Origin of the sequence: Promicromonospora sp. AC04, from assembly GCF_003058225.1 — a bacterium.
Lineage (GTDB): Bacteria > Actinomycetota > Actinomycetes > Actinomycetales > Cellulomonadaceae > Promicromonospora.
Window position 1 is genome coordinate 280,278 of the sequence record NZ_QBUG01000008.1, and the last position, 12,373, is coordinate 292,650.

10 protein-coding genes are annotated in these 12,373 nt (G+C 70.7%); 6 read left to right on the forward strand and 4 right to left on the reverse strand.

Annotated features, from left to right (window positions below; all coding sequences use genetic code 11):
• Positions 1–192: 192 nt before the first annotated feature.
• Positions 193–2,724 (reverse strand): beta-galactosidase, encoded by a 2,532-nt coding sequence (locus C8K30_RS21330; RefSeq protein WP_108494897.1) that lies wholly within the window; start codon positions 2,722–2,724, stop codon positions 193–195.
• A gap of 60 nt (positions 2,725–2,784) precedes the next feature.
• Positions 2,785–3,816, reverse strand: coding sequence for a LacI family DNA-binding transcriptional regulator (locus tag C8K30_RS21335; protein ID WP_108494898.1), 1,032 nt, complete (start codon positions 3,814–3,816; stop codon positions 2,785–2,787).
• Positions 3,817–4,016: 200 nt separating this feature from the next.
• Here C8K30_RS21335 and C8K30_RS21340 point away from each other — a divergent pair, with 200 nt between their 5' ends.
• Positions 4,017–4,847: an enoyl-CoA hydratase/isomerase family protein gene (locus C8K30_RS21340; protein ID WP_108494899.1), complete on the forward strand. Its 831-nt coding sequence runs from the start codon at positions 4,017–4,019 to the stop codon at positions 4,845–4,847.
• A gap of 99 nt (positions 4,848–4,946) precedes the next feature.
• Here C8K30_RS21340 and C8K30_RS21345 read toward each other — a convergent pair whose 3' ends face one another.
• Complete coding sequence (locus C8K30_RS21345) at positions 4,947–5,537, reverse strand: TetR/AcrR family transcriptional regulator (protein WP_369940753.1); 591 nt, start codon at positions 5,535–5,537, stop codon at positions 4,947–4,949.
• A gap of 38 nt (positions 5,538–5,575) precedes the next feature.
• Here C8K30_RS21345 and C8K30_RS21350 point away from each other — a divergent pair, with 38 nt between their 5' ends.
• Positions 5,576–5,947 carry a hypothetical protein gene (locus tag C8K30_RS21350; protein ID WP_108494901.1) on the forward strand — a complete coding sequence of 124 codons (372 nt, stop codon included), beginning with the start codon at positions 5,576–5,578 and terminating at the stop codon, positions 5,945–5,947.
• 93 nt (positions 5,948–6,040) lie between these two features.
• Here C8K30_RS21350 and C8K30_RS21355 read toward each other — a convergent pair whose 3' ends face one another.
• Complete coding sequence (locus C8K30_RS21355; RefSeq protein ID WP_108494902.1) at positions 6,041–7,789, reverse strand: CBM35 domain-containing protein; 1,749 nt, start codon at positions 7,787–7,789, stop codon at positions 6,041–6,043.
• Between the two features lie 241 nt (positions 7,790–8,030).
• Between C8K30_RS21355 and C8K30_RS21360 the strand changes: the two genes are divergently transcribed.
• The 4 genes from C8K30_RS21360 to C8K30_RS21375 all read left to right on the forward strand — a co-directional run bounded on the left by C8K30_RS21360 (position 8,031) and on the right by C8K30_RS21375 (position 12,363).
• On the forward strand, positions 8,031–9,053 hold the full coding sequence (locus C8K30_RS21360) for a LacI family DNA-binding transcriptional regulator (protein WP_108494903.1): 1,023 nt from the start codon (positions 8,031–8,033) through the stop codon (positions 9,051–9,053).
• 88 nt (positions 9,054–9,141) lie between these two features.
• Positions 9,142–10,434: an extracellular solute-binding protein gene (locus C8K30_RS21365; RefSeq protein ID WP_108494904.1), complete on the forward strand. Its 1,293-nt coding sequence runs from the start codon at positions 9,142–9,144 to the stop codon at positions 10,432–10,434.
• 127 nt (positions 10,435–10,561) lie between these two features.
• Complete coding sequence (locus C8K30_RS21370) at positions 10,562–11,533, forward strand: carbohydrate ABC transporter permease (protein WP_233257336.1); 972 nt, start codon at positions 10,562–10,564, stop codon at positions 11,531–11,533.
• A complete protein-coding gene (locus tag C8K30_RS21375; RefSeq protein WP_158281084.1) occupies positions 11,530–12,363 on the forward strand; it encodes a carbohydrate ABC transporter permease in 834 nt (277 codons plus the stop codon). The genes C8K30_RS21370 and C8K30_RS21375 overlap by 4 nt, the downstream gene beginning before the upstream one ends.
• Positions 12,364–12,373: the final 10 nt, after the last annotated feature.

The following is a 12,373-nucleotide window of genomic DNA, read 5'->3' on the forward strand; positions in this document are numbered from 1 at the left end:
CGCGGACGACCGCGGAGGGTAGGGAGGCAATATCACCCGATAAAGTACATGCACAGCGAAGTACTTGCGGTGCGTGCAGCACTTGCGGAACGCGTGGCACGCGGCACGCCGCACTACAGATGCCGCACTACAGATGCCGCACTGCAGATGCCGCACTGCAGATGCCGCACTGTAGATGCAGCATTGCGCCCGTCACACCTCCAGCAGCACCCGCACGTCCCACGGGCCGAGCTCCAGCTCCGTGCCGGCGGCGAGGTCGTCGCCGCTGAGCACGTCGCGCACCGCGCCCGGCAGCACGAACGTGCTCGGGGCCCAGGACCACGAGTGCACGAACCGCACCCGCTCACCGGCGGGGTTTCGCGCGCCGGTGACGGTCTGCGACGGCGCCTGCGGCCGCCACTGCGGCCCTTCGGCCGCCCCGGGCTCCCCGGACGACGTCGACTGGCCAGCCGCCGCCGGTTCCCCAGACGTCGGTTCCCCGGACGACGCCGGTTCCCCGGACGACGCCGGTTCCCCGGACGACGCCGGTTCCCCGGACGACGCCGGTTCCCCGGACGACGCCGGTTCCCCGGACGACGCCGGTTCCCCGGACGACGCCGGTTCCCCGGACGACGCCGGTTCCCCGGACGACGCCGGTTCCCCGGACGACGCCGGCTGCTCGGAGGGCTGTCCGGCCGCCGTCGGCCACCCCAGGACCGCCTGCCCGCTGTGGCGCGCCGCCCAGCCCAGCACCGCGCGGGCCAGCGCCGGATCGGGGATGGTCCCGACCGTGGTGACCCGGCCGGAGCCGTGCGCACGGGTGGTCACCGCGGGCCAGCGGCCGAAGTGCGGGTGGTCGTAGGTGACCAGTACATCGGCCGGCAGATCGGCGTCCAGGACCTGCAGGCCGTCGACCCAGCTCGTGGCGTGGGCGTCGTCGAGAACACCAGCGGGGACGTCGAAGCCGGCCGCGCCGTGCCCGTCCGTGCCCAGCACCTTCAGCGGCGCGTCGATGCTGGCGAACTCGTCGTAGAAGACGCCGGCCGCCTCGCTCAGGTGCGCGGGCTTGCGCTCCGGCCGGGCGCGGGCCTCCTCGTCCTCGTAACCCGTGCGGATACCGAGCACGAGATGGCCGCCGGCGGCCGCGTACCGCTCCAGCCACCGGAGCCAGGTGTCGTCGGCGATCGTCACGCCTGCGGCGACCAGCACGGGCTGGTCGCGTGCCGTCTCCTCGGGGCTGCTGCCGACGAGCTGGGCGTCGTGCACCAGCCGCGACTGCAGGCCGGCGTCGAACGCCCCGCGGTAGAAGGCATCGAAGATCCGGTGGTAGCCCCGCTTGTCCGGCCCGGCGCCGCCGCCGATCTGCGGGAACTCCGCCAGGGACCACTTGCTGGGGTTGGACCAGACCAGCGCGACGTCGGCGTCCGGGGTCAGGTTGGCCACCGTGGCTCCCGCCGCGCGGAGCTCGGCGCCGAGGGCCGCGAGCTGCCGGTACGTACGCCCGGGCTCGAGAGAGTGCGGCAGCACGCCGCCCCAGTACGTCTCGGTGCCGTAGGGGAGCGTGTGCCAGTGCCAGTACTCGATCATCGTCGCGCCGCGGGAGACCAGCGCCCAGGCCGCCTGGCGCCACTGGCCGTCGTAGGCGGGCTCGTTCAGCCACGGCCCGCCGATCGCCTGCGCGTTGGTCTCCGTGACGAGGAACGGCGCCTGCTTCGAGGAGTACATGCGGTCCGCCGTCGCGTACAGCGACCACGTGCCCGTCGTCATCCAGGCCTGGTCGTCGTCGACGTTCGGCGGCAGGGTCAGGTGGTCCCGCATCCGGTAGTACGGGTTGCCGGCGGTCACGTCCAGCTCGCGTGTGAGTGCGTCGTCCTGCACGCCCGGGCGCTCGTAGGAGATGCAGGTGGTGACGAACTGGTCCGCCCGGGCGAACTCGCGTACGACGTCGGCCTGCCAGCCGATGAAATCCGTGGTGAGCTGCGCCTGGAACCTGCGCCAGGCGAGCGAGTACTGGGGCTGCGCGTTGCCCGACGGCGTCCAGAGGTCCGCCCAGGTGGACAGCCGGTGCGACCAGTACGTCAGGCCCCACTCGTCGTTCAGCCGCTCGACCGAGCCGTAGCGGGTGCGCAGGTGGTCCACGAACCGCTCGAAGACCTGCCGGTTGTGGAAGATCTCGTTGCCCGGCTCGTTGTCCACCTGGTAGCCGATGACGGCGGGGTGGTGCGCATACCGGCCGACGACGGCGCGGATGATCCGCTCGGCGTGGAACAGGAACGCGGGGTGGGTGTAGTCGATCTCCTGGCGCGCGCCCCAGCCCATCGCGGTGCCGTCCTCGCGCACGACGTTGATCTCCGGGTACAGCCGCGCCAACCACATCGGCACCGCGTACGTCGGCGTGCCGAGCACCACCTTGATGCCACGCTCGTGGGCGCCGTCGAGCACGGGCTGGAGCCAGTCGAGGTCGAAGTGCCCGTTCTCGGGCTCCCAGGTGGACCAGACGGACTCGCCGACCCGGATCACCGTGAAGCCGGCCTCGACCATCAGGTCCAGGTCCTGCTCCAGCCGCCCTTTCTGCCGATCCCCTGTCTGCCGGTCCTCTGTCTGCCGGTCCCCGGCGCGGTGGTCCCCGGCGCGGTGGTCGTCCGTGCGCAGGTTGTCCGAGCGCAGGTCCTCCGGGCGGTGGTACTCGTAGTAGTACGCGGCGCCGAACAGGACCCCGTCGGTCAGGTGGTGCATTGCGCTCATGCTGTCCTCTCAGGTGGTGACGCCCAGGGATCTGCTCTCCGGGGTGCGGGTGGGCGTTGTTCACTCCGGCGGCGGCGCCGCGCTCTCCCGGATGACCAGCTGGGCCGGGATCAGGCGGTGCCGCTCCGCCGGTGGCCTGCCCTCGATGGTGCGCACCAGGCGGTGCACGGCCAGGCGGGTGACCTCGGCGAAGTCCTGGCGCACCGTCGTCAGGGGAGTGGACAGGTACTCGGCCTCGGGGGCGTCGTCGAACCCGACGACGCTGACGTCCTGCGGGACTCTCAGCCCCGCCCGCTCCACGGCCCGGATCGCGCCGATCGCCATGTGGTCGTTGGCGGCGAAGATCGCGGTGACACCCCCGTGGTGCAGCATCTCCGTGGCCGCCTCGTACCCGGATCGCGGGGTCCAGTCGCCGTGCACGACGGGCGGGGCCTCCGCTCCGGCGTCGGCCAGGGCGCTCTGCCAGCCCGCGACCCGCCGCGCCGTGGCGGCCCACCCCCTGGTACCCGCGATGTGGTGGACCGTGTGATGCCCAAGGGCCAGCAGATGGTCGGTGGCCGACGTGGCCCCGGCGGTCTCGTCGGCGCCCATCACGAGCTCGTCGGGGCGCGCGTCGGTTGCGGGGGCGCCCGTGGTGGGGGAGCCGAAGCTCAGCACGGGCAGCCCGTTCGGGATGCGCAGGTCGGGGTGGCCGAGGTCGATCGGCTCGGACAGCACGAGACCCACGATGTCCTGGGTGACGAGCTCGTCGATCGCGGCCTGCAGGTCTGCGACGGCGTCGCCCTGCGTGCGCGCGACGCTCAGGTAGTAGCCGGAACCCCGCAGCGCGCTGTCGACCCCCTCCAGGATCGACGTCGGGCCGTACAGCGCCGTGCCCATCGTCACCATGCCGATGCGCTGGTTCCGGCGGGTGACCAGGGCGCGGGCCGCCGCGTTCGGGCGGAACCCCATCTCCTCGATCACGGCCTGGACCCTGGCCCGGATCGCCTCGGTGACGTGGGGTTCGCCGTTGACCACGCGCGAGACGGTCTTCTGCGAGACACCGGCGCGGCGGGCGACGTCGGTCATCGCCACCCGTTGTGTGGCACCCATGTGCAGCTCCCTTGCTGAACCCGGCTGAACTCCGACTACGTAGTCAGCGCAGAGAGCGAACCACGTCCTTGACTACGTAGTCAAGGATCGGTCCGGGACTGGGCCGGCGCACCGCCTTGTTGGGAGCATCAACAGAAAGATGACTAGACTCAGAAATGAGGCTACTCTGAAAGAACACATCCCAGTGAACGGAGCGACCCATGTCCGAGCAGAGCACCATCACGTTCGAGCGCACCACACCACAGATCGCGAGGATCACGTTCGCCAACCCGCCGGCGAACCTGATCGTCGGCGACACCGTCCGGCGGCTCGACGAGATCACTCGTGAGCTGGAGACCGACCCGGACATCCAGGTTCTCGTCTTCGACAGCAGCACGCCGGACTTCTTCTTCAACCACTTCGACCTCGCGGCCGCGGCCGAGTTCCCGACGCCGGAGGGCGAGGGGGCGGTGCCGATCTGGACGGACATCGTGCTGCGGCTGTCCAAGGCCGCGTACATCACGATCGCGTCGATCCGAGGCCGGACCCGTGGCGGCGGCAACGAGCTGACCCTCGCGCTCGACCTGCGCTACGCGAGTCGTGAGAACGCGATCTTCGGCCAGCCGGAGGTCGGCGGCGCCCTCTTGCCTGGTGGTGGTGGCACCGAGCGGCTGCCCCGGTTCATCGGCCGGGATCGCGCCCTCGAGGTGATCCTGAGCAGCGACGACTACGACGCCGACACCGCCGAACGCTGGGGCTGGGTGACGCGGGCGCTGCCCGACGCCGAGCTCGACGGCTTCGTCGACACGATGGCCGCTCGCCTCGCCTCGTTCGACCGGACCTCCCTCGCATCGGCCAAGGCAATGGTGAACCGCGCGTCGCTGCCGCCGGACGCCGACCTCGTGACCGCGTACGGCGAGTTCGAGCGTTCGCTCACGCTGCCCGGGTTCCTCTCCCGCGCCGAGGGGTTTCAGGCCATCGCAGCCCAGCTCGGGCTCGATCTCGAGTACAAGCTCGGCGAGTACCTCGGCATGGGCAGCCGGCAGGCCTGAGCGGCCGTGCGTGCCGTGCATCACGAGCGGCACGCAGATCGACCGGACCGCGGTCCTGGCTCGGCGTACCACGTGCGCCGAGCCAGGACCGCCCGCCCGTCACGGCGAACGGTCGGGATCGTCGGCGCCGTACAGACGCATCACCGATAGCCGGAACTGCCTCGCCGCGACCCGAGCATCCAGACGACCGACACGGATCTGATGATCGGTGGCATGGCCGAGGGCGATCGTGGCGGTGACCAGCCAATCCGTCTCCAGCTCGGTCGTGAACTCGCCGCTCTCATGCCCGCGACGGATCAGGGCCTCCAGGCGCCGCTCGATCGGTAGGTGACGTGACGCTTCCGCCTCGGTGTCACTGTCCGGATGGCCGAGGGCCGCCTGCTCGGCCAGCAGCGCTCCGGCTGCTGCGAGGAACCGGCCGAGGGCCTCCGTGGCGGGGCCGGCCTCGAGGTCAGCGGCGTCCAGCACGTCGAACGCCCGGCGGCCCAGCTCGTCGCGCACCGCCGTCAGGAGTGCCTCGCGGGTGCCGAAGTGGACGTACGCGGTTTGTCGCGCCACGCCGGCCGCGGACGCGATCTCCGCCATGCTCGCCTCAGGACGCTCGGCAAGCACCCGGACGGCTGCCGACACCAGGGCGGCGCGATTGCGTGGGACCTCTATCCGCTGACGGCGCCGTCTTATCTCTGACACGGTTGACAACTTTAACAGGCCCGCTAATCATGACAGCCATGTCAGAGATAACTGAGCTGGCGGCGCGCCGCCTCCTGATCGACTACACCCGCGACATGGCCCTCTCCGACGACGACCCAGAGCAGATAGTGGATCGCACCGTGACCGACGACGCCGTCTGGGTGACCGACGGCACGGCGCTCACCCGCGACCACCTGGTCGCGCACGCGGGCCCCGCCCGTAAGAACGTCACCGCCGTCCAGATGCGGATCGACGATCTGCTTGTCGACGGCCACCGGTTCGCTGCACGTTGTTGCCTCAGCACGGAGCACCGCAAGCTCGGGCACACGGCGATCGAGTGGATCCTGGTCGGTGAGGTCGCCGACGACGGACGGGTGCGACGCATCCACCAGTTCGGTCGCACATCGTGAAGCCGGGCTGATGGTCGGCCGGCAGGACTGCGCCCCTGACTCGGCGTACCAGGTACGTCGAGTCAGGGGCCCAGTCCTCGTCCCGAGGCCGGGCTACGACAGCGTGATGCTGTCCAGCTCCGCGTAGCCCGTACCGCCCGAGAAGTTCGGCGAGCCCTTCGCCAGCCGGATCACGTTGTAGCCGGCCCGGAGCGAGACCGTCACGTTCGCCGTCGCGAACTGGCCCCAGCCCGACGTCGGCGGATAGGACACGGTGGACCAGGCGCCGCCGTTGTAGGCCAGCCCGTGGGTCGACGTCGCCCCGGTGCCGTTCGCGTACCGGACGGCCATCGTGTAGGTGCGGGCCGTCGGCACGTTCACCGTGAAGTCCACGAAGCTCTGCGAGCGCATGTCGGCCGTCCCGTCGATGCCGCCGACGTACGAGCCGTTCGACGCCGCCGAGGAGGCGCGCGTCTGGGCGTTGACGACGTTCGCGTTCTCGGCCTCGTAGACCTGCTGCCAGCTCGACGTCGGGCCGCCGGCCGGAGTGACGACCACCTGGTAGGCGCCCTCCGCCGTCATCCCGTTCACCGGGACGGTGACCGTGCCGTTCGAGACGGTCATGGTCGAGCTCGACAGCACCGTCGGGGCGGCCACGTGGGTGTTCCGCCCGCTGCCGGGGACCGCGTTCACGGTCACCTGGACCGACGAGCCGAACGAGCCCAGCCCGTTGACCCGCACGCTGTTGTTCCCGCTGTCGCCGCCGAGGACGACGTTGACGATCTTGCGGCTCGAGTCGTACGCCGCGACGCCGTCGAGCCAGCTCTGCGGCGTCGTCCGCACCACGTTGCCCGCCATGGCGCCGTACCAGCGGTAGGCCCAGTACGAGGCGGTCGGCTGGCCGCCGGTGGTGAACAGGCCGTCGAACGTGCCCGCCTCGAACCAGTACGCGCGGTGCGCCTCCCGCGCGCCGTGCCGCTCCAGCACCGAGATCCAGTGCACGGCCACGCTCGGGATGTCCATCTGGTTCAGCGAGTTGTACTCGTTGATCGCGATGGGGCGGGGGCTGATGCCGAGGGAGCTCTCGATGGCCCGGTAGTCGGCCACGTGGTCGTCGAACTGGTTCCAGTCCATGTCGGTCAGCTCGTGCCAGACGATGACGTCGGGCAGCGTGCCGGTGTCCCGCGCGTTCGTCAGGAACGACACCATCCGGTCGTGGCTGTAGTACGAGTCGCTGGGCCCGACGATGGGCGTCACCGGGTCGAGCGACCGGACGAGGTTGAACGTGCGCGTCCAGCCGGCGTTGAACGACCCGGCCGCCGAGGTGTTCCACGTCCAGTCGGGCTCGTTCCACAGCTCCCAGCCGCGGATGTTCGTCGTCGACGTGGCCGCGAGGCGGTCCTGGACCATGGTCCGGACCTTCTGCTCCCAGTCCGGCCAGCCCTGCCACTGGTACGGGAACGACGGGTAGATGTCCGGCATCCGGATGAGCTGCTGCGCGCCGGCGCGCGTGATGTTGTCCGCGACGTCGAGCGAGTCGCAGCAGGGTTCGGTGGCGCCGTTGCCCAGGTGGGTGGTGCCCGGCGCGGGCTGCGTGAACCCGCTGGGGTTCAGGGGCAGGAGCTGGGCGGTGGTGGGCTTGGTGTCCGAGCCGACGCCGTAGAGGCCGCCGGACGCGACCTGGGTCACGGGCCGCACCACGGTGCCGACGTCGACGGTGAGGGTGTTGCCGGCAGCCTGGGCCGGTCCGGCGGGGGAGACCAGCGTGGCACCCAGGACGAGGGCGAGGACGCTGATGCGGGACAGGGCGCGTCGGGACGGGGCGCGTCGGGACAGGGCGTGCTTCGGAAGGGCTTGTTTCATGGCATCTCCTCATTGAGATAGCGGATGAGATCGGGATCAGCTTGCGACCGTACCGGCGAACCGGTTCGACGTTTCACCAGTCATGACGCTAGTTTCGAACGCCGTTCGCCGCAAGGGTCCCAAAAATTCGTTCTTGCGGTCCCGCGATCGCTGTGGCTAGAGTCGAACCGGTTCGCAACGGAAGCGAACCCAGGCCGCGGGGCAGAGCAGCAACCGCGGCTGAGAAACTTCAGGAGGCGGAGTGGCCACCATCGGGGATGTCGCCCAGGCGGCGGGGGTGTCGCGCAGCACGGCGTCGTACGCGCTGTCGGGCAAGCGGGCGATCTCGGCCGAGGTTCGCCGTCGCGTCGAGGACGCCGTCCGGGAGCTCGGCTACACGCCGAACGCGGGGGCGCGCGCCCTTGCCACGTCGCAGACGATGGTGATCGGGCTGCTCGCCCAGTTCCTCGACGACGAGTTCGCGCCGGCGATGCTCCAGTACATGCTGGGCGTCTCCAACACGGCGCGCGAGCTCGGCTACGACATCCTGCTGGTCACCGAGGCGGACGGCACGCGCGCCCTGCGCCGTATCACGGACTCGCGGATGGTCGACGGCGTCGTGCTGCTCAACGTGGCCGAACGGGACGAGCGCCTGCCGATCCTGCGGGCCGCGGGCCAGCCGGGCGCGCTCGTCGGGCTGCCCGCCGACTGCACGGGCGTCGACGTCTTCGACCTCGACTTCGAGGAGGCGGGCCGCCTGATGGTGGACCACCTCCACCGCCTCGGGCACCGCGAGGTGGCCCTCGTGTCGCAGCCGGAGCACGTGACCGAGCGCGGCGGCGCGTACGTGTGGCGCCTGCAGAACGCCGCCGTCGAGGCGGCGCGCGCCCGCGGGATCACGCTGCACACCATCTCGGGCTCGTCGCACCAGCCCGACGTCGGCCAGGACCTGAACGCCCTGCTCGACGCGCACCCCGGCGTCACCGGGCTGCTGATCAACAACGAGGCCGCGGCGGCCGCCCTGCCGACCGTGCTGCACGAGCGCGGGCTGACGGCGCCGAGCGACCTGTCCGTCGTCGGGCGGTACTCGGACGAGTTCGCCCGCACCTTCTCCCTGCCCTACTCCTCGATCGAGAGCGCCCCGGACCGGCTCGGCCGGATGGCCGTGCGCCAGCTCGTGCGCCGCATCGAGGGCGACGTGGCAGCCGACGAGCCGCACGTCGTGCGCTTCGTGACCCCAGAGCTGGTCGACCGCGGCAGCACCGGCGCGCCGCGGACGGCCTGAGCGCACCACTCCCCAGCACCACTCCCCAGCACCAGCACCATCACCCGGCCGACGACGCCGTCGGGCCGGACCCGTTCAAGGAGGAACCATGCACCACACCGTGCAGCACGCCCGACCGCACACACGGCGCAAGCCCGCCACCACCCTCGCCGCGGTCGCCGCGCTCGCCCTGGTCGGCGTGCTCGGCGCCTGCTCGTCCGGCGGCTCCGCCGCCGCAGGCGGCGAGGCGGGCGGCGACGACACCACGTACACCTGGTGGGACCCGTACCCCCAGCACGACGACGCGTCGGACTGGGCGGGCCGCGTCCAGGCCTGCGGCGAGGAGGCCGGCGTCACCATCGAGCGCACCGCCTACGACACGACGGCGCTCACCAACCAGGCGCTGCTCGCCGCGCAGGAGAGCACGTCCCCCGACGTCATCCTGCTCGACAACCCGGCGGTCTCCACGCTCGCGGACACCGGCATGCTCACCACCGTCGACGAGCTCGGCCTGGACATCTCCGGCGTCGACGAGAACCTGCTCGCGGCAGGCGTCGTCGGCGGTGAGACGTACGGGATCCCGATCGGCGCCAACACGCTGTCGCTCTACTACAACGCGGACGTCCTGAAGGACGCGGACGTCGACCCGGCGTCGATCACCGACTGGGACTCGCTGACGGCGGCCCTCAAGGCGGTCACCGACGGCGGGCACAAGGGCATCACCTTCGCCGGCATCGGCACCGAGGAGGGCTCGTTCCAGTTCCTGCCGTGGTTCTGGGGCGCGGGCGCGGACCTGCGCGACCTGGACTCGCCTGAGGCGGTCGCGGCGCTCGAGCTGTGGAAGGGCTGGCTCGACGACGGCTACGCCCCCAACTCGGTGATCAACAACTCCCAGAACACGACGTGGGAGGAGTTCCTCACCGGGGACTTCGGCTTCGCCGTGAACGGCACCTGGCAGGTCGACAGCGCCGCCGGGGCCGACTTCGAGGCCGGCACCATCCAGCTCCCGGGGCGCGACGGCGGCGTCGCGCCGGCACCGACGGGCGGCGAGTTCATCCTGGCGCCCGTCCAGGAGGACACCGCGCGCTACGACGTCACCCGGCAGATCGTCGAGTGCATGACGACGCCGGAGGGCTTCGTCGAGACGGCGAACACGTTCGCGTACTACATCCCGCCGACGGCGGACGGGCAGGCCGCGCTGCTGGAGGAGAAGCCGGACCTCGAGCCGTGGGTCGAGGCCGTGCGCAACGCGAAGGGCCGCACGAGCGACGACCTCGGCGCCGACTACCCGGTGATCTCCGAGGCGCTGTGGACCGCCGTGCAGAACGCGCTGTCCGGCGCGGCCACGCCGCAGGAGGCGCTCAAGACGGCCCAGGCCGACGCCGAGGCCGGGCTCAGCTGACCACCCAGCTGCCTTGAGTGCTGGATCTTCGCCCTGAAACTGCCCGTCGAAGGGCGAAGATCCAGCACTCAGCCCAGGCGGGGTGGACAGCACCAATCGACCGCTAGACCGACTAAGGAATTTCGTGATGATCACCACCGAGGCCACGGCGGGCGCGCCACCGGGCGTGGGGCCCGGGGCGGGCCGGCTGCCGGCGGCACCGCGGCGGCGCCGCGGCCCGGCGGCCTCCCAGTGGGCCGCCGCCGGCTTTGCCGCGCCGCTGCTCGTGTACCTGATCCTCTTCTACGCCTACCCCCTGTGGCGCAACATCGACCTCAGCGTCCACGACTACACGATCCGGGCGTTCGTCCAGGGGAACGCCGAGTTCGTCGGGTTCGAGAAGTACGCCGAGGTGTTCACCTCGGCCGCGTTCCCGGCGGCGCTGTGGAACACCGCGGTCTTCACCGTCGTCTCGATAGTGTTCCAGTACGCCATCGGCCTGGCGCTGGCGGTCTTCTTCCGGTCCGGGTTCCGGCTGTCCGGCGCCCTCCGCGCGATGTTCCTCGTGCCGTGGCTGCTGCCGCTGATCGTGTCGGCCTCCACGTGGGCGTGGATGCTGAACAGCGACAACGGCATCGTGAACTCGGTGCTGGGCGCGTTCGGCGTCGAGCAGATCAACTGGCTGACGTCGCCCGACACCGCGCTGCTGTCGGTGACCATCGCCAACATCTGGCTCGGCATCCCGTTCAACCTGGTGATCCTCTACTCGGGGCTGCAGAACATCCCCGGGGAGGTCTACGAGGCCGCGTCGCTCGACGGCGCGGGCGCCTGGCGGCAGTTCTGGAGCATCACGTTCCCGCTGCTGCGCCCGGTGTCGGCGATCACGCTCCTGCTCGGGCTGATCTACACGCTCAAGGTCGTGGACGTCATCTGGATCATGACGACGGGCGGGCCGGGAAACGCGTCGACGACGCTCGCGATCTGGTCCTACCGGGAGGCCTTCGGGACCGGCCAGCCGGACTTCTCGCCCGCCGCGGCGGTCGGCAACGTGCTGATCGTCATCGCGCTCGTCTTCGGGTTCCTGCACCTTCAGCTCCAGCGCCGTCAGGAGGAGTCATGACCAGCAGCCGCCGGCCGATGAGAAAGCCCTGGTGGAAGACCGCTCTCGGCGTCGGCTTCACCGCGTTCATGCTGTTCCCGGTCTACTGGATGGTGAACGTCTCGCTCACGCAGACCAGCGACCTGCGCGCCGACCCGCCGCACTGGTTCCCCTGGAACCCGACGTTCGAGGGATACACGGCGGTGTTCGGCGATCAGCTCCCGGCCCTCGGGACGAGCCTGCTGGTGGGGCTCGGCTGCGTTGCGCTGACGATCGTGATCGCCGCGCCGGCCGGGTACGCGCTCGCGCTGCTGAACCTCCGCGGCGGGCGCACCCTGAACTTCCTGCTGCTGGTGGCGCAGATGATCCCCGCCGTCGTCATGGCGATGGGCTTCTACGCGGTCTACAACAGCCTCGGCCTGCTCAACACCGTCGGCGGACTGATCGTGGCCGACTCGACGGTCGCCGTGCCGTTCGGCGTCCTGCTGTACAGCGCGTTCATGGCAGGCATCCCGCGCGAGCTGCTGCAGGCGGCCCGGGTCGACGGCGCGGGGGCGTGGCGCACGTTCCGCTCGATAGTGCTGCCGGTGAGCCGCAACTCGACGCTCACGGTCGCGCTGTTCGCGTTCCTGTGGGCGTGGTCGGACTTCATCTTCGCCTCCACGCTCAACCGCAACGGCGAGCTCATCCCGATCACGCTCGGCATCTACAACTACATCGGCAACAACACGACGCAGTGGAACGCCATCATGGCCACCGCCGTCGTGGCGTCCGTGCCGGCGGCGATCCTGCTGGTCGTGGCGCAGCGCTACGTGGCGGCGGGCGTCACGGCCGGCGCTGTCAAGGACTGACGAAGGAGCT

Excerpts from the sequence above, each read along its gene's own strand:
- C8K30_RS21330 (WP_108494897.1), bottom strand. The coding sequence starts at position 2,724 with ATGAGCGCAATGCACCACCTGACCGACGGGGTCCTGTTCGGCGCCGCG.
- C8K30_RS21335 (WP_108494898.1), bottom strand. The coding sequence starts at position 3,816 with ATGGGTGCCACACAACGGGTGGCGATGACCGACGTCGCCCGCCGCGCC.
- C8K30_RS21340 (WP_108494899.1), top strand. The coding sequence starts at position 4,017 with ATGTCCGAGCAGAGCACCATCACGTTCGAGCGCACCACACCACAGATC.
- C8K30_RS21350 (WP_108494901.1), top strand. The coding sequence starts at position 5,576 with ATGTCAGAGATAACTGAGCTGGCGGCGCGCCGCCTCCTGATCGACTAC.
- C8K30_RS21355 (WP_108494902.1), bottom strand. The coding sequence starts at position 7,789 with ATGAAACAAGCCCTTCCGAAGCACGCCCTGTCCCGACGCGCCCCGTCC.
- C8K30_RS21365 (WP_108494904.1), top strand. The coding sequence starts at position 9,142 with ATGCACCACACCGTGCAGCACGCCCGACCGCACACACGGCGCAAGCCC.
- C8K30_RS21370 (WP_233257336.1), top strand. The coding sequence starts at position 10,562 with ATGATCACCACCGAGGCCACGGCGGGCGCGCCACCGGGCGTGGGGCCC.
- C8K30_RS21375 (WP_158281084.1), top strand. The coding sequence starts at position 11,530 with ATGACCAGCAGCCGCCGGCCGATGAGAAAGCCCTGGTGGAAGACCGCT.